Source organism: Streptomyces sp. NPDC086766 (assembly GCF_044746005.1).
In the GTDB taxonomy this organism is placed as follows: domain Bacteria; phylum Actinomycetota; class Actinomycetes; order Streptomycetales; family Streptomycetaceae; genus Streptomyces.
On the sequence record NZ_JBIVBI010000020.1, the window covers coordinates 80,011 to 101,856 of the forward strand.

Genomic DNA, 21,846 nt, shown 5'->3' on the forward strand with positions numbered 1-21,846 from the left:
ACCGTGCCTACGGCTGCCGCACCTTCCGGGTTGTGGATTCGGGGCCGACTTCAGGGCGCCTGCGCACGCCGGAAGAAGCCGCCTGGCCGACGTGGGCGAGCGGGAGAACGGCAGGAGGCGCGGCCGGCCCCGTTTTCGGGGCGCGTTGCCTGGTGAGAGAGGTGTGCTGCGCCGGCGGGCCGGAATGCTGTCGACCGGAGGGGTCACGCGGGGGGCTTCGGGCCGTCCTTGTTCAGCCAGGACAGGGCGAGCAGTTGCCGGCACAGCTCGTTGGACGGCCCCATCAGGGACACTCCGCGGGCGTCTGCCAGCAGTCGGGGGAGAACGGCTCCGGACTGGTAGCCCGACGAGCCCAGCAGACGGGCCGCCTCGAGGCACAACTCCTCTGCTGTGGTGGACGCGAAGAGTTTGCTGTGCAGTGTCGTCAGTTCTGGGCGTGGCGCGGTGCAGGCCCCGGCCCGTTCTACGATTCCTCGGGCGGCCTCCAGCCGGGTGGCCAGGTCGGTCAGCCGGTGCCGTACGAGTTGGCGTGCCAAGAGGCCGCTGTGGGTGGCGTGTTGTACGGCATAGTCCATCGCGGCCTGCGCGATGCCGACGGCCACCGCGCCCAGTGTCGCCCCGGTTGCGCGGCCCTCTGCGATGATCGCCTGTGCGTCGCCGGGGGGACCGAGGCGGCAGGCGTCCGGCGCGGAGCAGCGGCGCAGCGAGACGACGCCGGTGGCGGAGCCTCGCATGCCGGCGAGGTCCAGACTCAGCTCCGGGTAGAGCCCCGGTGTGCTGCTGGGCAGGAGGAAGAAGGTCCGCGGTTCGCGCGGGCCGGTCCCGGCCGCAGTCGTGGGAGGTGGGGTGTGCACGAGCACCAGGTACAGGTCGGCCAGGCAGGCGGCCGTGGTGAAGGCTTTCACGCCCTGCAGCGTCCAGTGGCCGTCGCCGCCCTGGACGGCGGTGCTGTCCGCGTGGCGGATGCCGGGTCTCGAGGCGCCTTCGCTCCATGCTGAGGCGGCGAGCCAGCTGCCGTCCGCGAGGCGGGGCAGCAGGCCGGCCTTCTGGGCCGGTGTGCCCCAGACGGCGATCCGCAGGGCAACGGAGCAGTGCTGATAGGCGATGATCGCGATGGACGGGTTGACCACGGCGAGTTGCTCGACGACCCGGTTCACCTCGGGTGCGCTGCCTCCCAGGCCGCCGTATTCCTTTGGGACGGCCGTGGCCAGCAGCCCGGATTCCCGCAGGCCGGAAAGGGCCGCTGTGTTCGGTCGTCCGGTGAGCGCGGACTCCTCCGCCGCTTCGCGCAGGGTGCTGCGCAGTGTCGCGGTCAGTCCCGCTCGCCTGTGTCCTGCGGACCGATCAGTTGACACGGCACCTCCTCGGATGGGGATCTCCATGTCTCCGTGCTCCGGAGCTGCAAGTGGTTCTGTGCGAGGGGGGTGGCGGCCATCCAGCGTTCAACCGGTGTGGGCGGTGCGCATCTTCCGCCGTGCCTCTTCGGCCGGGCGGGAGGGGGGAGGCACGGCGGAAGATGACCCGGGAAGGGGGTGGTTGGCAGGCTGCGATGCAGCCGGGATCGCCCCACGACGGGCGGGCGGCCGCTGCCTGGGAGGCTGAGCGATGAGGATGGCTGTGCGGACAGTGCTCCGCCGTGCGCGCAAGCAGGTGAGGTATGTGCAGGTGGTGCCGCCTGCACAGGCGCGCGGGGCGGTCGCCGAGGTGTACGCCCAGGCCCAACGGGACTTCGGTGTGCTGGCGCCTCCGCTGGCTCTGCACTCCCCCGCTCCCGCTGCGCTCGCCGCGGCGTGGCTGCTGCTGAGGGAGACCCTGCTGGCCGACGGGATCACCCGCCGGGCGGCACGCGAATCGGTCGCTGCCGGTGTGTCACGGGCCAACGCCTGTCCCTACTGCGTCGACGTCCACCAGGCGGCCCACGCCGTGCTGCAGTCGCCCCCTGACGATGCTGCGCTGGCCGCCTGGGCGCAGAGTGCCGGGGGCAGCGGTCAGGGGCCGCATGCCGCTGTGGCGCCGTTCTCCGCGCAGGAGGCTCCGGAGCTGCTCGGTGTGGCCGTCACGTTCCATTACCTCAACCGCATGGTGAGTATCTATCTTGCGGACTCGCCGATGCCCCGGCGCACCCCCTCCTTCCTGCGGGGGCCGATCATGCGGACGGTGGCGCGGGCCATGCGCCCCCGCGATCGGGGGCCTGTGGTCCCTGGTCGCTCCCTGAGGCTGCTGCCGGCGGCGCCGCTGCCCGCCGGTCTGGAATGGGCCGAACCGAATCCGGTGGTGGCCGAGGCGGTCGGCCGGGCCGTGGCGGCCGTGGACGGTGCGGCCCTGTGGCTGCCGGAGCAGGTACGGGGGCTGGTACGTGCGCGCCTTGCGGTCTGGGACGGGCTGCCGGTGGGGCCGAGCCGCGCGTGGCTGGAGGATGTGCTGTCCGAACTGCCGGTACCGGATCGGGCTGTTGCCCGGCTCGCGCTGCTGACGGCGTTCGCGCCCTACCAAGTGATGGCCGAGGACGTAGCCGCTGTGCGGGTGCGGTACCCCTCGGACCAGTCCCTGATCGAGCTCACCTCGTGGGCGGCGCTGGCGGCCGCCGTCTGCCTCGGTGGCCGCCTGACGGCATGTCAGCCCGCTCCCGAGAGGTGATGGCGCAGGGAGCCGGCGGCGAACGAGAATCAGGTTCGCGAGGACCGAGATGCCGTTTTGCGAGCCCGGGCGGAGCACCTGGGCCCGTGTCGTTCCCGCCTGGGTCTGTGAGCCCGGGTGTTGCGGTGTTCGGGGGCGGACCGGGGCCGCACGCGCGGTCCTGAAGGAGGCTCTTCGCGAAGTGCGGGGCCTCGGGCGGGCCGGGCGTGTGGGATGTCCGGAGCGCGGGTCACGGGGCATGCTCGTCGTGGCCGGCGGCGGCTGCCGTTGTCGTTCGGGGAAGGGCGTCGACGAGGCGGTACTCGAGCGGGAGGGGGGAGCTCGGCAGCCAGACGGGCCGAGGTGGGTCCGGCTCGGCCGAATAAAGGACCGCGCGGAGAGGTAGCGAGGCCGGCAGTCCCTCCTGGCTCGGGGCGGGCTGGTGTCCGTGATAGGCGATCGACAGGGAGGGCTGCGCCAGTGCCCGCATGCGTACGACGAGTTCCGCCTCGTCCCCGGTGACCTTGGGGGGCAACGTCTGTGTGGGGATCGGCACGAAGCCCAGGCGAGCCTTGAATCCGAAGAGGCCGGGCTGGGCCGTGTGTCCGAGCAGCGAGGGGTCGTTGCCGAGTGAGGCCCAGGTGTAGCCGCGTTCTCGTGCTGCGTCGAACGCCGCCATGTACATGAGTCGGGCGAGCATGCTCTGCCGGGCCGTGTCGGTCACCGCGGAGAACTGCAGGTGGACGAGGGACTGGTCGGGCCGCAGCCGGCCGAGACAGCCTCCGACCAGTACACCGTCGGCGTGCGCGAACACGCCCAGGAGGGTGTCCAGGTGGCGCAGCAGGTGGCGTTCTTGTCTCCTGGCGTAGTTCACGCCGCTGGACATGGCGGCGATCCGTTGGTCGTAGAGGTCGAGGAAGGTGTGCACGTCCTCGTCCCCGACGCGGGGCAGGACGTGGAGTTCGATGCCGCTCTTCTCGGCTGTCCGGGCGGCGTAGCGGTGGCTCTTGCGTTCCTTGGTCGACAGGCGTTGCTGGAAGGCGGCCGCTGAATCGGTGAGGGGTGCCATCCAGTTGATCCACGACGGTTTGACGAGGAAGCCGGCGGCTTCCAGTTCCGTGCGTGGCTCCAGGTCGGCCAGTCGGACCCTGACGATGTCGATGTCGTGTGCGGGGTCGTGCCAGTCCCGTTCCAGCGCTTCCGTCAGGGTCGCATGTGCGATCCTGGCCTGTCCTTGAACGTCGATGCGCACTGCCGTCTCCCTGGCACGGTGATTCCTGTCGGGCAGGGCTGCCTGCCCGGTTCGCGGGGTGGCCGCCCGGGGGCTGGGCAGGTGGTTCTCGGCCCCCTGAGGTCGCTGGGGGAGCCTGTCCTGCGCCGGTGGTCAGCGGCTCTCGAGGGTGGCGGCTGACGTCCTGAGCGGACGGGCGAAGGAGCGGATGTCCCGGACGAGGAGGTCGGGCTGTTCCATGGCGGCGAAGTGACCGCCGCGGTCGAACTCGCTCCAGTGAGAGATGTGGGGCAGGAAGCGGTCCGCGAAGCGCCGGACCGGCAGGAAGATGTCGTGCGGGAACACCGCCACTCCCACCGGAACGGGAACGGGTTCTGGCATTGTCTGCCGTTCCTCTGCACCTTCGTAGTAGAACCCTGCGGAGGAGGCTGCGGTGCGCGTCAGCCAGTAGATGGAGACGTTGGTGAGGAGGCGGTCACGGTCCACAGCGTCTTCGGGGACGCTGTGAGAGTCGGTCCATTCGTAGAATTTCTCGGCGATCCAGGCGAGTTGGCCGACCGGAGAATCATGCAGGGCATACGCCAGGGTTTGCGGGCGGGTGGACATGATCTTCATGTAGCCCGAGAGTTCTGCATCGAAGCGGGAGAAGCCGAGAAGCCGGGACTGATCGGATTCCGTCAGGGCGTTGAGCTCTTCGGGGGAGCCGGCGGGCGGCGCGATGAGCATGTTCAAATGAACGCCGATCACGCGGTCCGGTGCGACCCGTCCAAGTTCGAGGGAAATGGGTGAGCCCGCGTCTCCTCCCTGCGCAAGGTAACGGCCGTAGCCCAGGCGGTTCATGAGTTCTGCCCAGGCCAGGGCGATGCGGTGGACGTTCCATCCGCTCTCCCGGACGGCGCCTGAGAAGCCGAATCCGGGCAGCGAGGGGATGACCAGGTGAAAGGCCTGGCCCGGGTCTCCGCCGTGAGTGCGGGGATCCGTCAGCGGGCCGATCACATCCATGAACTCCGCGACGGAACCCGGCCATCCGTGTGTGAGGATCAGTGGCATGGCATCGGGTTCCGGGGACCGTACGTGCAGGAAGTGGATGTCTGCGCCGTCGATCACGGTCATGTACTGAGGGAAGGCATTGAGCTGCTTCTCTGCCGTTCGCCAGTCGTACTCCGTACGCCAGTATTCGGCCAGCTCCCGCAGATAGGAACGGGGAACTCCCCGGGTCCACCCGGTGTCCGGGAGCTCGGAGGGCCAGCGGGTTTCGGCTAGCCTGCGCTTCAGGTCGTCGAGGTCTTCCTGCGGCACTTCTACGCGAAAGGGGCGCATACGCTGGGGTCCGTTCTGTGAAAGGAGCGCTGCCTGTACTTCCTCTTACCGCCGCGTCGTATCCCGGGCCGTCCGCTCCAGCCACCACTGGGCCAGCAGCAAGTTGATCACGAATCCGATCCAGGTTGCTGTTTCCAGGGCGAGGTTGAGCTTGGCGGGATCGGCGAAGTTGTACTCGAACAGCGGCAGCACGTAGATGAGCAGGACCCGGCCCCATATGATCTGCATGGTCAGCGCGAAGCTGTATGCCATCCAGCGCCGGTGCTCACGGTATCGGCGCTGACGGGCCGTTCGCAGGCCCGCGACGGTCGTGGCCAGCCAGGCGACCGCGGCCACCGTGTTGCCGGCCGGGCCGGCCGAGAAGGGCATGATGGCCAGGGCCAGCAGTCCGGAGGGGAGCGCCCCGGCGAACACGTAGATTCGGCCGGACCACCGGTGGACGGCCGGATGATTCCGGCGCAGCCAGGGCCACACCTGCAGGCATACGGTCACCAGGGCCACGGTTCCGGAGAAGACATGCGCCACCAGCAGCGGATAGTGCCAGGGGATGTCCCGCCGCAGGTGGGGGATCCGCGCCTGGTTGGGGTCCAGGCTGAGATAGACGGGCAGGGAGTGGTTGATGAACCACAGTGCTATCAGGGAGAAAACCAGCGTCCAGATGTTGCGCCGGCGGCTGTTCGGCTGAGCTGATTCGATGTCGGGAGACTCCGGGCCCGCGGGTTCGGATGTGTTCAGGGTCTGAGACACGGGTGACCTCTCTGCTCTGCACTGTCCGTACGGCGACACCGGTCGCCCCTGACGAAAGAATGCCGCGGACCAGCCGGAAGGGAGACAACCTCCGGAAAAGCGGCGGAAGTTCCCGGCGATAGGGCCGGCTGTCGTGGCCTGATTTTTCTGACCGTCTCGCCATGCGGCAAGCACTTCCCGGTTCTGCAGCAAACTGGAAGGTGTCCGACCACGTCCGGGAGGATCTGTTCCTGATTTTTATCCGGTGCGGTCGCCGGCAGCGGGCCGGTCCCCCACGGTGAATCACGGAAGGGGATCCGGTGCGTGTTGAGCGCATGACCGGTAGAGCACCTGTCTCCGGCCCTGATGTCTTTCCGGGCCGGAGACCGGAGCACCCTCTACGGGGCGCAGTGTTCAAGCTGGGAGCTCGTCGTGCTCGGCTTGTGTCCGGTGATTTTGAAGAACAGGCGCGCGCAGTCGACCACGAACTTCGGGTTCTCTTCCGGTACGTAGTGTCCGGCGTCCGGTGCCACAACGGTCCGGACGTCGTCCGCGACCCGGGCGAACTCCTGTCCCACTCGTTCTCCGAAAAGGTATTCTCCGCCTATCGCCATGACGGGCATGGACAGCCGCTCCGCGCTGATGTTGCTCCGGTTGTCCTCCGCGTCCTGGGGGATCGCCCGGTAGTAGTCGTAGCCGGACGAGCGGTCGGCCGGGTCCGCGTTCTTCCGGAAGTACTCTTCCCGTCCGATGGCTTCGGGGTGATAGGCGATACCGTCGTAGAAGTAGTTGAAGAACGGTTTCACATCGGCGTTGTCCACGATCTTCTCGGGGAAGGGGGCCGGCGATGCGAGGAACCGGTAGTGCCAGGTCTTCGAGTAGGACTCCTCGACGCCGTAACCAGCGAGCATGGTCTCCGTCACGGCGAGGCGGGTCACCTCGCCGGGGAAATCGCGTGCATAGCGATATGCGACCTGAGCGCCGATGTCGTGGCTGAGGAGTTCGACCTTGTCGAATCCCAGCTTGTGCACAGCCTCGCGCACCCGGGCCGCCGTGGTCTTCTTGTCGTAGCCGCCGGAGGGGTGACTGGAGTCACCCAGGCCGGGAAGGTCCACGGCGATCACGGTGCGGTCCTCAGCCAGTGCGGGCATGACCTTGCGCCACTCCCACCAGGTCTCCGCCCAGCCGTGGAGAAGAACGAGGGGCGGGCCGTCCCCTCCGCGGACATAGTGGATGGTGCCGCCCTCCACTGGAACGGTTCCGTGGGTGAACGAGGGGTCGAAAGCAGCCGGCCCTTGGGGGGAGGCGCTGCGGGACGGGGCCGGGAACCCGGGAACCGGGATGAGCAGGACGAGCGCCAGCGCTGCGACCACGCTGAGTGCCGTTGCCCACAGATGGCGTCCGAGGAGCCCCGCCACCGTGTGCACAGGGGCGAACGCGCGGCTTTCCGACATTTGACTTTAACTCCCGCATGATCGGTGGAGGCTGACGGTTCGGATGCCCGACCCTGGCAGGCGCACCGGGGCGGAGCATCCTCCAGGTTGCTGCGTTCGGTGCTGGCCTGCGGGCAGCCCCAGGCCGCGGGAAGGCGCCCTTCCACACGGCCGCGCTTCGACCACGGCCGACGTGCTCAGGCGCTGCGGCACCAGGCCCCCACGGTTCTGGGGGATTTCTCGTCGGTTGCTCGGTTGCTCCGCTGTGCAGGGCTTCGGGCGCAGCGCAGTGCCCCTGTACGGGCTCCCGGGCCTCCAGTTCGGCAATCCAGAAGGTGCCTGGATGCGGCCGTCGATGTGACGGTCGGGCAGCCAGGAAGACGACGAAGAGGCGAGCCCTTTCTCAGGCGTGACGTCCCGGGAGGACATGATGCGAGTTGCCGAGGCCCCGACCCGCGCGCAGCTGGTGCAGCGTGCGAAGGATCTGGCGCCGGTGCTGAAGAAACACGCGGAGCAGTCGGAACAGGACCGGCGGCTGCATGAGGAGACGATCGAGGCTCTGGCGGATGCGGGCATCTTCAGGATGCGGGTGCCTGCGCGCTACGGCGGGTACGAGGCCGGCACTCGCACCCTGGTGGATGTCGCGGCCGAGCTGGGCCGGGCGGACGGGGCGGCGGCGTGGACGGCCTCGGTGTACTGGATTCCCACCTGGATGACGTGCCTGTTCCCCGAGCACGTGCAGGAGGAGGTGTTCTCCACCCCCGATGTCCGCATCTGCGGCACGCTCAGCCCGTCGGCACTGGCCGTCCCGGCTGACGGCGGTGTGGTGGTCAACGGCAAGTGGAGCTTTGTCAGCGGTGCCCTGCACAGCCAGTGGCAGGAGATCGTGGCCGTCGTCCAGGAGGCCGACGGGCCGCCGCAGCCGATCATGGCGCTGGTTCCGGTCTCGGACCTGCAGATCGTCGACGACTGGCACACCTTCGGCCTGCGCGGCACCGGCAGCGTCAGTACGGTCGCCCAGGACCTGTTCGTTCCGCAGGAACGGGTGATGCCGCTGGGAGCCGTGCTGCAGGGGCAGCACGCGTCCCCGCTGAACGCGGACACCCCGATCTACCGCGCCCCTCTTCTGCCCGTCGCCTCGGCCTCCTCGGTCGGCACTGCGCTCGGGCTGGCACGTGCGGCCAGGGACGCCTTCTTCGAGCGGATGCCGCACCGCGGCATCACCTACACCGGCTACGGCCGGCAGGCCGAGGCACCTCTGACGCACCATCAGGTCGCCGAAGCCGTCCTCAAGACGGACCAGGCGGAGTTCCACGCCCACCGTCTGGCCTCGCTGGTGGACGGCAAGAGCGAAACGGGCTCGGAGTGGACGCTGGAGGAGCGTGCCCGGGCGCGCGCCGACATGGGCGCGGTCTGCCGGCTGGCCAAGGAGGCGGTCACCGTCCTCGCAGGTGCCAGCGGCGGCTCGTCGGTCTACAGCGATGCTCCCATGCAGCGCATTGCACGGGACATCCAGGCCGTCAACCTGCACGCGCTGATGAACCCGGACACCAACAGCGAGCTCTACGGCCGGGTCCTGTGCGGTCAGGAGCCCGACACCCTCTACCTCTGACCAGTCCGCGGCCTTTCACCCCCGGGCCGGCCGGACCGTCGTCCTCGGCCGGCCCGTCATCCCAAGGAGTACGCATCCTCATGACTGCATCGACCTCCTCCCCGTCAGCCGTCGTCCCCACCGACGCGGACAAGGCTGCTGTCGCCGAGCTGCCCCAGCGCGTCGTCGCTGCCTGGGCGGCTCACGACGCCGATGCCTTCGCCTCGGTGTTCACCCCGGACGGGACGCTGATCCTGCCCGGTGTCTTCGAGAAGGGCCGTGACGCCATCCGGTCCTTCCTGGCCGCCGCGTTCGAAGGCCCCTACCGCGGAACCCGCGTCACCGGTACGCCTGTCAGCATCCGCTTCCTGAGCGAGGGGGTCGGTGTCCTCATCACCGAGGGCGGCGTCCTCGCCCCGGGCGAGAGCGAGGTCAGCGCCGAACGGGCGGTCAACGCCTCCTGGGTGGCCGTCAAGCACGAGGGCGCGTGGTCACTCGCCGCCTACCAGAACAGCCCGCGCGACGCTGCCTGACCGGCCGCGTCCTCGAGGAGGGAAGCAGTATGGCCGTTCAGGTGGGCAACCGTGCGGTAGTACTCGGGGCGAGCATGGCCGGGCTGCTCGCTGCGCGGGTCCTGGCCGAGGCGTACCAGGAAGTCCTGATCGTGGAACGTGACGGGCTGGGCGCAAGCGGTCCGCGCCGTGGAGTCCCGCAGGGGCGGCACGTGCACGGGCTGCTAGCCCGGGGCCAGCAGATCCTGGAGGAGCTGTTCCCGGGATTCACCCAGGACGCGATCGACGCCGGGATACCCACCGGTGATCTGGGCGAACTGAGGTGGTACTTCAACGGGCGCCGGCTCCGCCCGGCCACCACCGGACTGATCTGCATATCGGGCTCCCGGCCGTTGCTGGAGAGTCGTGTCCGCGCGCGGGTCCAGGAGCTGGCCGGGGTCAAGATACTGGAGCGGCACGACATCGCCGCGCTGGTCACCGACGAGGCGCACAGCCGGGTCACCGGGGTGCGGGTGCAGCAGGGTGAAGGCGGTGAGCCGTACACGCTGGAGGCGGACCTCGTGGTCGACGCCACGGGCCGCGGCTCGCGCACCCCGGTGTGGCTGGAGGAGTTCGGGTACGGGCGGCCGACGGAGGACCGCATCCACATCGACCTCAGCTACACCACCCGGCGCTTCCGGCTGCCGGACGAGTCGATTCTGCGCGGGGACCTCTCGATCAACCCGGTCTCCTCACCGTCCCATCCACGTGGGGCCTTCTTCTCCCGGATCGAGGATGGCCTGTGTGTGCTCTCCCTCACCGGGGTCCTGGGCGACCGTGCGCCGACCGACCTCGAGGGCTTCCTTGCCTGGACCCGAACCCTGCCGGTCCCGGATGTGCACGAGGTCATCGCGGACGCCGAACCGGTGGGTGAGGGCGTGACGTTCCGCTATCCCGCGAGTATCAGGCGGCGTTACGAACGCATGGAGCGCTTCCCGGACCGGCTGCTGGTGCTGGGTGACGCGGTGTGCAGCTTCAACCCCGTCTACGGGCAGGGAATGACCGTCGCCACGCTGGAGGCCCTGGTCCTGCGCGACCATCTGCGCCGGGGCACGCCCGTCCCCTTGCGGTTCCTCCGGGACATCGCCGGCGTCATTGACGTGGCGTGGGACTTCTCCGCCGGCGGCGACCTCGGCTACCCGGAGGTCGAGGGGCGCAGAACGGCCAAGGTGCGAATGGGCGGCGTGTATATGGCGAAGCTGCAGGCCGCCGCGACGCAGGACAGCAGTGTCACCAGCACTTTCATGAAGGTGGCGGGTTTTGTCGAACCGCCTCAGGCCCTCATGAGTCCTCGCATGGTGTACCGGGTGCTGCGCGGAGCGAAACAGGCCGCCCTCACCGCGTAGAGGCCGGTACGGGCAGAGCCCTGGGGGCGGGTGCTCCGGCACCGCCCCCAGGGCTCTGCTGTGTCCGCCTGCCACGGACCTATTTCTGTCCCACCGCCGCAGGCTCACTCTGCGCGGGCGTGGTGAGCCGCACCGGGAGACTGCGGTGGCCGTTCATGATGAACGTCGGCAGCGGCTGCAGCTCATCGCGCGGCACCGCCAGCGCAAGGCCGGGGAACCGGTTAAACAGCCGGGACAGGCCGGTCTTCGCCACCAGACGTGCGATGCCGGCGCCCAGGCAGTAGTGCGGGCCGTAGCCGAAGGAGAGGTGTTCCTTGCTGGCACGGCGGACGTCGAAAACGTCGGGCACCTGGCTGTGCAGCTCCGGGTCCCGGCCCACCGCACTGTAGTTGACCAGGATCGGGTCTCCCTTGGGAATGGTCACCCCGTCGAGCTCGATGTCCTGTGCGGCATACCGCAGCGGCAGATGCGCCAGCGGTGACTCCACCCGCAGGGTCTCATCGATCACATCATCCCAGGTCGCCTGGCCCGAGCGGACCAGTTCCAGCTGCGCCGGATCGCTGAGCAGCGCGGTGATGGCATTGTCGAAGAAGTTGATCGTGGTCTCGGAGCCGGCACCGAGAATCGCGAAGATCGTGTCGGTCAGTTCTTCCTCGGAGAGCCTGGAGCCGTCTTCATCCCGGGCAGTGACCAGGTCGCTGGTGATGTCTTCGGCCGGTTCCTTGCGCTTGTCCGCGATCAGTTCGGCCATCGCTCCGCGCCAGCCCGCCAGGATCGCCTGGGCCTGATCGGGGGTGACGGTGGTGTCCACCATCGCGTCGATCACCTTGGCTGTCCGGGCACGGGCCTCCTCCGGCATACCGATGAGGTCCGCCACCAACCGGGCCGGCAGCGGATAGGCGAATCGCGCCCGCAGATCCACCACCTCGCCCGGGCCGGCCTCTTCCAGCGCGTCCAGGAGCTGGTCGGTCAGCTCCTCCACGCGGGGCCTGAAGGCCTCGGTCCTGCGCGGGCTGAAGGCCTTCCCCACCAACCTGCGCAGGCGGATGTGGTTCTTGCCGTAGGCCGTGACCATGTTGTCCATCGCAACCCAGCTGATCAGTTCCCAGTCAGGCGGTATCTCGCCGTTGCTGAAGGCGGGCCAGTGACTGCGGGCGCTCTTGGTGACCCGCGGGTCACCAAGCACCTTCTTGATCACTTCATGGCTGTTCAGCGACCAGGCGAGGACGCCCCCGGGCAGCTCCACCCGGACGGCGGAGCCCTGGGAACGCAGTAGGGCGGCTTCGCCATGTATGTCCCGGCCGGTGGGATCGAGGGCGAATGGGCAGCCTTGCTCCATGGGCGCATCCTGAGTTCTCTGAAGTGACGGCTGCCTGGCGATGTGCATGTCCATTCCGATTCCCTTTCGGGTTCACTCCGGCGACGTGTCCGTACCCGGGGTTCTCCGGATCCGGTCGCAGCAGCCACAGCCTGCAGCCCGGGCTCCCCCACCGTGACACCCCGGCCGGAGACGGACATCTTCGCCCGTGCTGCGTTCGGTCAGCCAGAAGCCGCCCCCGGCCCGATACCGGCAAGTCGCCTCAGTGGAGGCGGTGTTGCCCGATACAGCTCTGCTCGCCCACACCGGGCCTTGACACACGAGGATCGGCACCGCTGTGACACGCCCGCACCTCCGAGACGGCGGGGCCTCCCAGGGGGCCGACGTCTTCGCCCATGCTCCGGGCCGGCCGGCAGTGCGCCGCCGGACGCGTCGACCTAGACAAGTCGCCTGAGTGGAGTGGGGTCTTGGCCAGAGGCGAGCGGCCCTTCTACTTTCGGCGGGCAGGAACGTGATGCGCTGTCCGCCGCCTCGAAGAGCCACGACGCGATGGTCGCAGGCGTGGGTGAGGGGAAGAGGGGAACAGGAATGACCTGGCTGAGCTGCATGTCGCCGCTGCCCGGCGCGGCACGGCACCTGGTGTGCTTTCCGCACGCGGGAGGATCGGCGTCGGTCTTCCGGTCCTGGGGCGCTGCGTTCACCGGCACAGAAGTGCATGCCGTGTGCTATCCGGGGCGCGCCGAGCGCGCGGCGGAGCCGTATGCCACCGGTGTGCGGGAACTGGCTGCGGGGGCGGCGCGGGCGATCGGTGCTCTTGCGGACCGGCCGGTCACTCTGTTCGGGCACAGCATGGGCGCCTGGGTCGCCTTCGAAACCGCGCGGCTGCTGGAACGGGACGGCGTCCCGGTGAGCCATCTCATCGTCTCCAGCGCTCATGCCCCGCAGACCCAGATGGCGCCCGGCAACGCGTTCGGTGTCCGGGGCGATCTGTCCGAGGAGGCGCTGGCGGCGGCTCTGGTCAGCCTGGGCGGTACGGATCCGGAGCTGCTGGCCCATCCCGTCCTGCTGAAGCTGTTCTTCCCGTATGTCGCGGCGGACTTGCGTATCTGCTGGGAGTACACCTGCCGGCCCGGTGCGCCGCTGGACTGTCCGATCACATCCATCGTGGCGGACAGCGATCCGCTGGTCAGCCGGGACGACGCCACCGCCTGGTCACGGCAGACCCGCGGTGCCTACGGCAGCCGTGCGGTCGGCGGGGGCCATTTCTATCTGATCGAGAGACCGCCTCTCGCTCTCGTGCAGGAGCTGCTGTCGCCGCAGGCCGCCTTGTCCCGTCGATGAAGGGAATGCGAGATGACGCACGTCGAACTCGGCAACGGCCTCCCGGGGATCTCCTCTTCCGACCCGTCCGCCCCGACACCGGTGAGCCGTCGAGGCGGTCCGCCGACGCGTCGGCGCACGCGCCGTCGCCGCTGGGGCGCGGCGAACGTGACCTGATCGCGACATAGGGGGTGGAGCTGAACGGCACGGAGTTCTGCCCGGCCTCCCACAGTCCTTTTGCCGCAGCCTGGTTGACCGGCGGCCGCGATGTGGTGGAGGCGGTGCCGGCCGATTCGGCGGCGGCGTTGCAGATCGTGGCGCAGGGCCATCTCCCGCGGGCCTCGGCCGCCTGAGACGGCTGCGGCCAAAGTGCTGCGGCGCGGGCGTACCGCGGCCGCGGGAAAAGGAGAGATCTGATGGGTTCCAGGACGTACTGGACGGTTGCCGATGCGCCGGACCAGGGTGGCCGCACAGCGGTGGTGACCGGTGCCACGTCCGGTATCGGCTTCGAGGCGGCGCGCGCGCTGGCGCAGCTGGGTGCGCATGTCGTGCTGGCCGTGCGGGATGCGGACCGGGGGCGCGCCGCGGCGGAGCGGATCAGGTCGGAGGTGCCGGGGGCCGGTCTGTCCGTGCAGCCGCTCGACCTGGCCAGTCTGGTCTCGGTGCGCACGGCTGCGAAGGAGCTGCGGCACCAGTGGCCGCGGATCGATCTGCTGATCAACAACGCCGGTGTGATGTGGACACCCGAGTCGCTCACCGATGAGGGTCATGAGCTGCAGTTCGGCGTGAATCATCTGGGGCACTTCGCCTTCACCGGCCTGCTGCTGGATGCGTTGCGGGCGGCTCCTGGTGCGCGCGTGGTGACGGTCAGCAGTCATCTGCACCGGCTGGGCCGTATCGGTGCCGCGCCGGCCCGGCCCGGCCGCCGCTACAGCCGATTCGGTGCCTACAGCCGCTCCAAGCTGGCCAACCTGATGTTCACTCTCGAGTTGCAGCGCAGGCTGGAGCAGGCCGGTGCCGGCATCCTCGCGGTCGCCGCTCACCCCGGGCTGGCCGCGACCGGCCTGGGACGGGAGATCCCGGGCGGGGTCCGCAGGTTCGGTGCGCTGTTGGGGCCCCTGTTCCTGCAGCCGGCCCGGATGGGCGCGCTGCCCGGTCTGCGGGCGGCGACGGACCCGGCCGTTCGCGGCGGGGAGTACTACGGCCCGCTCGGGCTGACCGGGACCAGGGGGTACCCGGGGGTGGTCCGGCCGGGGCGGTTGGCGCTGGACGGGCGGATGCAGCGCCGTCTGTGGCGGGAGTCGCAGGAGCTGACCGGCGTCACCTACCGGTTCTGACGGTGGCGGCCCGCCGGGGCCCGGGCGCGCGTTCCCCGTGCCGGTCCCCGTCGGCCCGGCTTCCGGGTCGCGGGCCGCACGTGCCGTGTGTCCGCAGCCAAGGGCCCCGGTCGATGACCGGGGCCCTTGGGTGTGGAGCGGCCGACGGGCAGGACGCAGGCTCGGTGTGTCGTGTGGGGGCGGTGAGCCGTGGTGGTGAGCCGGTGGGTCGACTCAATGTGAGGGCCCGCGTCGCGGTGCGCCGGCCGGCGGCCGGTGCCGGCGACGCGGGCCGGAGTGGGTCGGCCGGCGCTGTGCTGCGCTGAACCGATCATGCTCGGTGAGTGTCATGTCGCGGCGGCGCCCGCCGCAGAGGGAGACGAGTTCGTCCGCCGCGGCCAGCGCGGCCGGTTCCACGAGGGGATAGGGGCACAGGATCCAGGGCCGTTCGGTGAACAGGTCCGCCCGTGCCGCGTCCGGGTGGCGGAGGTCGGGGCCCACGAGGGGATGTCCCGGCAGGTAGCCCCACAGGTCGCAAGCGCGCAGTTCGGCCTCCTGCCAGATTTCCCGCTTGCAGCCCGCGATGTCGGTGTAGGCGTGGCCGAGGCCGCGGGCCTGGGCTTCGTAGAGGGTGTCGACGGCTGCGGCCGCCTGGGTTGCGATCACCACAAGGTCGGCGGGCCGTTGGTCGTGGGCCAGGGGTGTTCCGGCTCCCATGCGCCAGGCTCGGTCCAGGACGTCGTCCTCGTGATCGGTGAGCGAGACCTGCACTCCTGCGCGGGTCAGGGCCAGGGCGATCGAGGTGCCGATCAGTCCACAGCCGATCACGGTGACGCCGTGCAGTGCGACAGGGATCATGATCTGCTCCTGGAGGGCTTCTGCGCCGCCGCGTCGGGCGGCCGGTACGTGCTCGGCTCATGCGCGGTGGTCTGCGAACTGTCCTGGCATCCTGCCCTCCCCCGCGGGACCGCGGTAGGCCTGCGCGATGTCGAGCCACTGGTCCGCGTCCCGCCCGGTGGCGGACAGCGCCAGGTCGTCGCGGTGCCGGCGGCGGGTGACCAGCAGGCAGAAGTCGTGGGCGGGGCCGCTCACTGTCTGCGTGGCGTCGTCCGGGCCGATACGCCAGATCTCCCCGGAGGGTGCGGTGAGTTCGAAGCGGAACGGCTCGGAGGGGGCCGTCATGCCACGGGCCTGGTAGCCGAAGTCGCGGGTGAGGAAGGCGAACTCGGCCAGGTGACGCAGCCGGTCGGTGGGCTCCCTGCGGGCGCCGAGCGCATCGGCGATGTCCTGTCCGTGGCCGAAGAGCTCCATGATGCCGGCGCAGGCGAGCACGACGGGGGGAAGCGGGTTGACCAGCCACGGCACCATCTGGCCCTCGGGGACGGCGGCCAGGGCGTGCACGCAGGCCTCGCCCTCGGCCCGGTAGGCGGCCAGCAGTTGCTGCGGGGGTATGTCGTTGAACTGCTGGAGAGCGGCGTTGACGGCGCCGTTGAAGTCGTGGGCGGCTCCCGCGGCGATGGAGGCGAAGGTCTGCGGGTCGGCGGCGGCGGTCTTCGCCAGCCGGAAGATGAACGTCAGATGGGCGATCTGGTCGGCGATGGTCCAGCCGGGGGCCGGGGTGGGAGTCTGCCAGGCGGGAGCGTCCAGGCTCGCCACCAGGCGGGCGATCTCCTCGGTGTCGGCGGACAGGTCCTTGAGGGTGTCCTGCAGGGTGGCCATGGCTTGGTTCTCCTCGGTTGGGCTGGCGGGGTCGGATGTGCTGTGGGCCGGGTCGAGGCGTGGTGCCGGCTGCGGCCCACCGGGCGGGCCGGGGTGGACGGTGCGTCGGGCTGACGCGCCTCCCCCGGTGTGCGGGAGTGCGCGGGCGATGACGGGAAGCGAGGTGGTGCGGCCCGGCCGGCGATCGTCCGGACCTGTGCGGCGCAGGGTTCGAGTGCCAGGGCCGGCGCGTCGGGGACGGGGGAAGGGACGGTGGCGGTGTCGGGTCCGCGTATGCGGGCGGTCCGCGGGCGCCCACAGTCTCGGTGCCGTCCTGGGCCGCCTTTACGTGGCCGATGGTGAATTCCAGCCGGGCCAGGCGCGGCTCGGCCGGCCGCACGGATCGACAGCTCGTCGAAGGGGGTGACCCCGGGGAAGAATGCGCCGAGATCACCTTCAGGGTGAACAGCTTGAGGTCGTCCTGGGTTCCGGCGGGTGCGGTGAGGGCCGTCTGTTTGCGGAGCAGTCCGCGGCAGCGGCCCTGTCGGCACGGGTGGGTGAGGCAGGAGACGTCGACAAGGCCGGTCTCCTCGAAGCCGGCCGTGGGGCCATACTCGAAGTAGTCGCTCGTGATCCTTGTCCTTGCTGCCGTGGTGGCTGGTCTCGTAAAGCAACTCGCCGGGGTTGGCCGGCCTGGTCCGCTCGGCAGTGCTCTCCGCGGTCGTCGACCGGGCGGGGTGCGGGGCGGGCCTGGAGGGTCGTGGCCGGTGTTGCGGGTCTGCCGCGGTCGCCTACGAGTCGGCGCCGAGCAGGGTGGGTAGCTGGGTCATGGCGTTGTCGCGGGCGCTGCGGGATCCGTCGGGGGCCGGGGCGCCGTAGTTGACTCGAACTCCTCTGCGCTGTGCCGCTTGCACGATGCCGGGGACGGCGCGCTCTGCGAGAGCGGCGATGGTCATGGCCGGGTTGACGGTCAGGGCACCGGGGACGGCGGAGCCGTCGGTGACGAAGATTCCGGGGTGGCCGCGCAGTTCGTTGCGGTCGTCCAGGGCTGAGGTGCGGGCGTCGTCTCCCATCCGGCAGGAGGCGAGCGGGTGGACGGTGTAGGCGCCGACCAGATCGTTCGTCCAGGGCATGACCTTGGCCAGCCCGTCCTTCTCCAGGATCTCCTTGACCTCGGCGTCGGACTGGGCCCAGGCGCCGAGGGTGTTGGCGGTGGGGTCGTATCGGAGGTTTCCCCGGCCGAGCATCTGCTGGGAGATGCGGTGGGCGTTGCCGGTGGCCGGCGGCGGCCCGAAGACGCCTTCGTTGTCGTCCTCGATCATGGTGAAGATCGTCAGCCAGGAGGTCCACCGCTGGAGGAGCTGCTTCTTCTCGGGGCCGAACCAGGTCGGCCCGGTGGCGTCGGGTGCCTGGGCGAGGATGGTGCCCAGGCCGGGCGGGAAGTACAGCTGCTCCAGTGAGTATCGGGAGTATTCGGGCAGCGATCCGTCCAGGCGGTCCCAGCTGGCGACGGTGGGGCCCTTGCCGATGTGGTTGGCGGCGTAGGCGGGAGCGCCGGTGTGATCCAGGCCGAGCAGTTCGGCGGCTTTCTTCTCGTCGATGACGGCGGTGTTGAGGCGTTCGCCGTTGCCGGAGAAGTAGCGTCCGACGGCGTGCGGCATCGGGCCGAGCGCGGGCTCGCTGCGCTGGAGGATGACGGGGGTGGCGCCGGCGCCGGCCGCGAGGACGACGATCTTCGCGTCGATGATGCCGCCGCCTGTGTGGAGGCGATAGTCCTCCTCGTCGATGACGTTGTAGTGGACCCGGTAGGAGCCGTCCTGGTTCCGCGCGATGTGCTGGACTTCGTGCAGGGGCCGGATCTGGGCGCCGTGGGCGAGGGCGGCGGGGAGGTAGTTGAGCAGCAGGGACTGCTTGGCGTCGAACCGGCAGCCGGCCATCATCCAGTTGCAGTTGACGCAGGCGGCGCTGTCCACTGCGGTGGGCAGCGGGTTGGCGGTGCGGCCGGCGTGGTGGCAGGCGGCGGCCCACAGACCGCCGGCGTAGCTGACGTCGCTCCACTCCTGCTTGCTGATCGAGATGGACTCGGCCACCCGGTCGTACCAGGGGTCGAGGGTGTCCCGGTTGAGCGCTTGGGGCCACATGCGCCGTCCGATGCTGCCGTGGCGTTCGAAGACGAAGCGCGGGGCGCGGGGCATCGCGGCGAAGTACACGACGCTGCCGCCGCCCACGCAGTTGCCGCCGAGCACGCTCATTCCGTCGCCGACCACGAAGTCGAAGGCCCGGGTGTAGGAGGAGCCGAGCTTGTAGTCGTGCTCGAAGTCGGTGTTCTTGAGCCAGGGGCCGCGTTCCAGGACGGTGACCTTGGCTCCGCCGGCGGCCATGTGGTAGGCCGTTATCGCCCCGCCGAAGCCGCTTCCGACCACCAGGACGTCGGTGTGTTCGGTGCTGGTGCTCATGCCGGGCTCCCTGAGGGCGTGGTGTCGGGGTGGAGGCGAGCGAGTTCCCGGCCGTAGCCGGGGACCTTGAAGCGCCACAGTCCGTCCGTGTCGGGCTGCGGGATTCCCAAGGCCGTCAAACCCGGGTGGCCGTCGGCGAGCGCCTCGGCGGTGTTGCGGTGGGCGGCGGAGTCGTAGGCCATGTTGGAGAAGAGGGCGAGCAGGACCCACAGGTCCTTCTCCGGGTGGCCGGGGCGGGTCAGCTGCTGTACCAGGGCGACGCGGTCGGTGAACTCCAGGGCCACGAAGGGGGGTACGGAGGCGTCGGGTTCGATGCCTGCGTGTGCGGCGTAGCGCCGGGCGTGGTCGTTGAGCAGGTCCGCCAGCGTGTCCAGATCGCCGGAGATGCCGGTGGCGTCCCAGTGCAGCAGTTCCAGGGCGCCGGCTGCGACGGCGCCGCCTCCGGCGGCGGCGCCTGCGACCGACCGGTCCCCCGGTCCGCGCTTTTCGCCCGGAACGATGGTGTCTGCGTAAGCCTCGAGAGTCAGTGTGCGGTATTCGACCAGATCGTCCCCGGCTGCTTCGCCATTCAACTTCTTTCTCCCTCGTATGTGCCGAAACTCTGCGAACGATAAGAACGCTAGGTCGGCCCGGCCAGTTCAAGCAACGGGTATCTGTTCAAGCGGTTGAGGTAGTTTACGGTGGAAACTAGCCAGAGTCTCCGCATCTCCTGACCGAAACTCTTATTACCAACCAGTTGCCCTGTAGGCTTCCAGGCGGTTTCACGTCACCCCCTTCCACCGCAGTCGCCGATCTCGCACAGCGCCATATCCCGCATGCAGGATTCCAATTCGCCACTTCTGTATGGAGCGTCCTTGAACAGCTCTTCCGGAAGAGTCATGGACCTACCGGCACATTTCACGCAGCCTGTACGGATCATCAGTCTTGCGCCGGCGGACACGCCGCGTCTCAATGGAATTGACGAGGCGCATGCTCAGCGGCTCGCCGAAGTATTCGAGTCGCTGCCGCCGATACTGGTCCACCGGCCGACCATGAGAGTGATCGATGGAATGCATCGTCTTCGGGCGGCATCGTCACTCGGGGTCGAGTTCATCGACGCCCAGTTCTTCGATGGTCCGGAAGACGAGGCCTTCATCCAGTCGGTCGCCCGCAACATCGCCCATGGCCTGCCGCTGTCGATCGCGGACCGGCGGGCGGCGGCGGAGCGGATTCTGGTGTCGTTCCCTGCCATGTCCGACCGGAGTATCGCCGTGTACACCGGCCTGGATGCGAAGACGGTGGCCGACGTGCGGCGCCGTTCAGCTGTGGAGAATCCGCAGCCGAACGTCCGTGTGGGCCGCGACGGCAGGGCGCATCCCCTGGACCGCACGGCGGAGCGCCGGCGTGCTGCGGAACTGATGACCAGCCGGCCGGGCATGCCGCTGCGAGCCGTGGCTCAGGAGACCGGACTGTCGCTGGGGACCGCCCATGATGTGCGGCAGCGGTTGCTGCGGGGCGAGGAGCCGGTTCCCCCGCCGGGCCCGCCCCAGCAAAGTGATGCTGCGGCGGGCCGGGCCGGCGATCGGGGTCTGCAGGCGCCGGCGTCGAAGGAGGGCGGGCAGTTGCCGGCCCGCCGACCGAGGTCGGCCGCGGCGCGGGGTGCACTGGAGACGTTGCGTGTGCTGGCCGGCGATCCGTCCCTGCGGCACTCCGAGTCGGGCCGTGAATTCATCCGCTGGCTGCACGCTCATTTCTTCACCGACGAGGCATGGCGCAGGCGGATCAATGCCATACCCGCCCATGACGTCGAGGCCGTCACGGACATCGCGATGAAATGTTCGGACACGTGGCGTCGATTCGCCGAGGAGCTTTCCGAGCGGCGGTCTTCTCGCAACAAGTGAGAAACATGTACTGCCCAAAGCCCTTGTCCCGGCCCGAGAGTTCTGAAGGGAAACCCATGAGTTCCTCCTCCGTCGAAAATGCCATTCTCCGGGTAATCGAGGAAATGCATGTCAATCTGGGCCAGGAGCTGACGATCGACGACATGGCGCGTACAGCCATGTTCAGCAAATTTCATTTCACGCGCGTGTTCCGGAGTGTCACAGGCACTTCTCCGCGCCGGTTTCTGTCCGCTCTGCGTCTGCAGGAGGCCAAGCGTCTTCTGGTCAGCACGGATCTGAGTGTGGCCGATGTGAGCAGTCATGTGGGCTATTGCAGTATCGGTACCTTTAGTTCACGTTTCAAGGCCTGTGTAGGTGTTCCTCCGAGCAAGTTTCGAGAGTTGGGCGGAAGAGTGGGGGAACTGCCCACCGACCCCGGTGCGGGCCTGGATTCGCCGCATCTGGCACCGCTGCGCGGCCGCGTCGTATTGCCCGGGGACCGGGCTCTGGGGCAGGTCTTTGTCGGGCTGTTCCCCAGCTCCATACCCCAGGGTCTACCGGTGCGGTATGTCGTGATGGACGGCCCCGGTCCTTTCGAGCTCGACGATGTGCCTCCCGGAACCTGGCATGTGCTGGCTCATTCCGTCCCCTACGGGGCCCCGCCCGCTCCTGCGGGGGGCGCAGGGGACACTCCCGAGAGCCTGGCCGTCGGCCGCCATGGCCCGGTCACCGTGCGTGCGGGGATGCGGGTGATGCCTGTCGACATCGTTCTGCGCGCCGTGGATCCGCTGGATCCGCCGGTGCTGCTCGCACTGCCGGGCGGCGAGGCCGCGCGGCGCACGGCGGCGTAGCGCCGTCGGCTGCTCTGCGGGGCCTTGGCGTCCTTCGTCGAGCGATGCGTGGGGGTCTCGGGTCGCAGAGGGGACCGTCGCGGATCATGGCGAACGGGACGCTGATGGAAGCGGTCCGGGTTCTGAGGGCGGGGAGAGGACCGGAGTACGGCACGTCCTTCTCGGTCAGGGCAGGGCATGAAGCGGATCACGCCGGTTGACGCCTGCCCTCTGC

19 protein-coding genes are annotated in these 21,846 nt (G+C 69.4%); 9 read left to right on the forward strand and 10 right to left on the reverse strand.

The features are described from left to right. Positions 1-203: 203 nt before the first annotated feature. Positions 204-1,355 (reverse strand): acyl-CoA dehydrogenase family protein, encoded by a 1,152-nt coding sequence (locus ACIPM1_RS28980; RefSeq protein WP_402439547.1) that lies wholly within the window; start codon positions 1,353-1,355, stop codon positions 204-206. A 310-nt stretch (positions 1,356-1,665) separates the two neighbouring features. On the opposite strand from ACIPM1_RS28980, the gene ACIPM1_RS28985 reads away from it, so the two are divergent. Continuing rightward, positions 1,666-2,637, forward strand: a complete 972-nt coding sequence (locus ACIPM1_RS28985) for a carboxymuconolactone decarboxylase family protein (protein ID WP_402439548.1) — start codon at positions 1,666-1,668, stop codon at positions 2,635-2,637. Between the two features lie 229 nt (positions 2,638-2,866). Here ACIPM1_RS28985 and ACIPM1_RS28990 read toward each other — a convergent pair whose 3' ends face one another. The 4 genes from ACIPM1_RS28990 to ACIPM1_RS29005 form a co-directional block, all read right to left on the reverse strand. Then, positions 2,867-3,868 (reverse strand): GNAT family N-acetyltransferase, encoded by a 1,002-nt coding sequence (locus tag ACIPM1_RS28990; protein ID WP_402439550.1) that lies wholly within the window; start codon positions 3,866-3,868, stop codon positions 2,867-2,869. Between the two features lie 132 nt (positions 3,869-4,000). Continuing rightward, the gene (locus tag ACIPM1_RS28995; RefSeq protein WP_402439552.1) at positions 4,001-5,167 is read right to left on the reverse strand and encodes an epoxide hydrolase family protein; all 1,167 of its coding nucleotides are present in this window, start codon (positions 5,165-5,167) and stop codon (positions 4,001-4,003) included. 45 nt (positions 5,168-5,212) lie between these two features. Continuing rightward, positions 5,213-5,914 carry a DUF2306 domain-containing protein gene (locus tag ACIPM1_RS29000; RefSeq protein WP_402439554.1) on the reverse strand — a complete coding sequence of 234 codons (702 nt, stop codon included), beginning with the start codon at positions 5,912-5,914 and terminating at the stop codon, positions 5,213-5,215. A 377-nt stretch (positions 5,915-6,291) separates the two neighbouring features. Further along, a complete protein-coding gene (locus tag ACIPM1_RS29005) occupies positions 6,292-7,347 on the reverse strand; it encodes an alpha/beta fold hydrolase (protein WP_402439555.1) in 1,056 nt (351 codons plus the stop codon). A 409-nt stretch (positions 7,348-7,756) separates the two neighbouring features. On the opposite strand from ACIPM1_RS29005, the gene ACIPM1_RS29010 reads away from it, so the two are divergent. From ACIPM1_RS29010 to ACIPM1_RS29020, 3 genes are all read left to right on the forward strand, one after another. After that, a complete protein-coding gene (locus tag ACIPM1_RS29010) occupies positions 7,757-8,938 on the forward strand; it encodes an acyl-CoA dehydrogenase family protein (RefSeq protein ID WP_402439610.1) in 1,182 nt (393 codons plus the stop codon). Positions 8,939-9,018: 80 nt separating this feature from the next. Beyond that, entirely contained in the window at positions 9,019-9,450 is a 432-nt protein-coding gene (locus tag ACIPM1_RS29015) for an SgcJ/EcaC family oxidoreductase (protein WP_402439557.1), read from the forward strand. Between the two features lie 29 nt (positions 9,451-9,479). Continuing rightward, on the forward strand, positions 9,480-10,814 hold the full coding sequence (locus ACIPM1_RS29020) for an FAD-dependent oxidoreductase (protein WP_402439559.1): 1,335 nt from the start codon (positions 9,480-9,482) through the stop codon (positions 10,812-10,814). Between the two features lie 79 nt (positions 10,815-10,893). Here the strand turns inward: ACIPM1_RS29020 and ACIPM1_RS29025 are convergent, their stop codons facing one another. Next, the gene (locus ACIPM1_RS29025; RefSeq protein WP_402439612.1) at positions 10,894-12,153 is read right to left on the reverse strand and encodes a cytochrome P450; all 1,260 of its coding nucleotides are present in this window, start codon (positions 12,151-12,153) and stop codon (positions 10,894-10,896) included. Positions 12,154-12,720: 567 nt separating this feature from the next. On the opposite strand from ACIPM1_RS29025, the gene ACIPM1_RS29030 reads away from it, so the two are divergent. From ACIPM1_RS29030 to ACIPM1_RS29040, 3 genes are all read left to right on the forward strand, one after another. After that, positions 12,721-13,473 (forward strand): thioesterase II family protein, encoded by a 753-nt coding sequence (locus ACIPM1_RS29030; RefSeq protein ID WP_402439560.1) that lies wholly within the window; start codon positions 12,721-12,723, stop codon positions 13,471-13,473. A gap of 170 nt (positions 13,474-13,643) precedes the next feature. After that, positions 13,644-13,805 (forward strand): hypothetical protein, encoded by a 162-nt coding sequence (locus ACIPM1_RS29035; protein ID WP_402439562.1) that lies wholly within the window; start codon positions 13,644-13,646, stop codon positions 13,803-13,805. Positions 13,806-13,868: 63 nt separating this feature from the next. Next, positions 13,869-14,789, forward strand: a complete 921-nt coding sequence (locus ACIPM1_RS29040) for an oxidoreductase (RefSeq protein ID WP_402439564.1) — start codon at positions 13,869-13,871, stop codon at positions 14,787-14,789. A 213-nt stretch (positions 14,790-15,002) separates the two neighbouring features. On the opposite strand, the gene ACIPM1_RS29045 is transcribed toward ACIPM1_RS29040, so the two are convergent. The 4 genes from ACIPM1_RS29045 to ACIPM1_RS29060 form a co-directional block, all read right to left on the reverse strand. Further along, positions 15,003-15,626, reverse strand: a complete 624-nt coding sequence (locus ACIPM1_RS29045; protein ID WP_402439566.1) for a prephenate dehydrogenase/arogenate dehydrogenase family protein — start codon at positions 15,624-15,626, stop codon at positions 15,003-15,005. A 57-nt stretch (positions 15,627-15,683) separates the two neighbouring features. After that, the gene (locus tag ACIPM1_RS29050; protein WP_402439568.1) at positions 15,684-16,487 is read right to left on the reverse strand and encodes a TIGR03084 family metal-binding protein; all 804 of its coding nucleotides are present in this window, start codon (positions 16,485-16,487) and stop codon (positions 15,684-15,686) included. Between the two features lie 770 nt (positions 16,488-17,257). Further along, positions 17,258-18,922, reverse strand: a complete 1,665-nt coding sequence (locus ACIPM1_RS29055) for an FAD-dependent oxidoreductase (RefSeq protein WP_402439570.1) — start codon at positions 18,920-18,922, stop codon at positions 17,258-17,260. Beyond that, positions 18,919-19,494 carry a DUF5987 family protein gene (locus tag ACIPM1_RS29060; protein ID WP_402439572.1) on the reverse strand — a complete coding sequence of 192 codons (576 nt, stop codon included), beginning with the start codon at positions 19,492-19,494 and terminating at the stop codon, positions 18,919-18,921. Before ACIPM1_RS29060 ends, ACIPM1_RS29055 begins: the two co-directional genes overlap by 4 nt. A gap of 282 nt (positions 19,495-19,776) precedes the next feature. Here ACIPM1_RS29060 and ACIPM1_RS29065 point away from each other — a divergent pair, with 282 nt between their 5' ends. Together ACIPM1_RS29065 and ACIPM1_RS29070 are read left to right on the forward strand one after the other, a co-directional pair. After that, complete coding sequence (locus ACIPM1_RS29065) at positions 19,777-20,802, forward strand: ParB N-terminal domain-containing protein (RefSeq protein WP_402439574.1); 1,026 nt, start codon at positions 19,777-19,779, stop codon at positions 20,800-20,802. 56 nt (positions 20,803-20,858) lie between these two features. Then, positions 20,859-21,632 carry a helix-turn-helix transcriptional regulator gene (locus ACIPM1_RS29070; RefSeq protein WP_402439576.1) on the forward strand — a complete coding sequence of 258 codons (774 nt, stop codon included), beginning with the start codon at positions 20,859-20,861 and terminating at the stop codon, positions 21,630-21,632. The last annotated feature ends 214 nt before the right edge of the window (positions 21,633-21,846 follow it).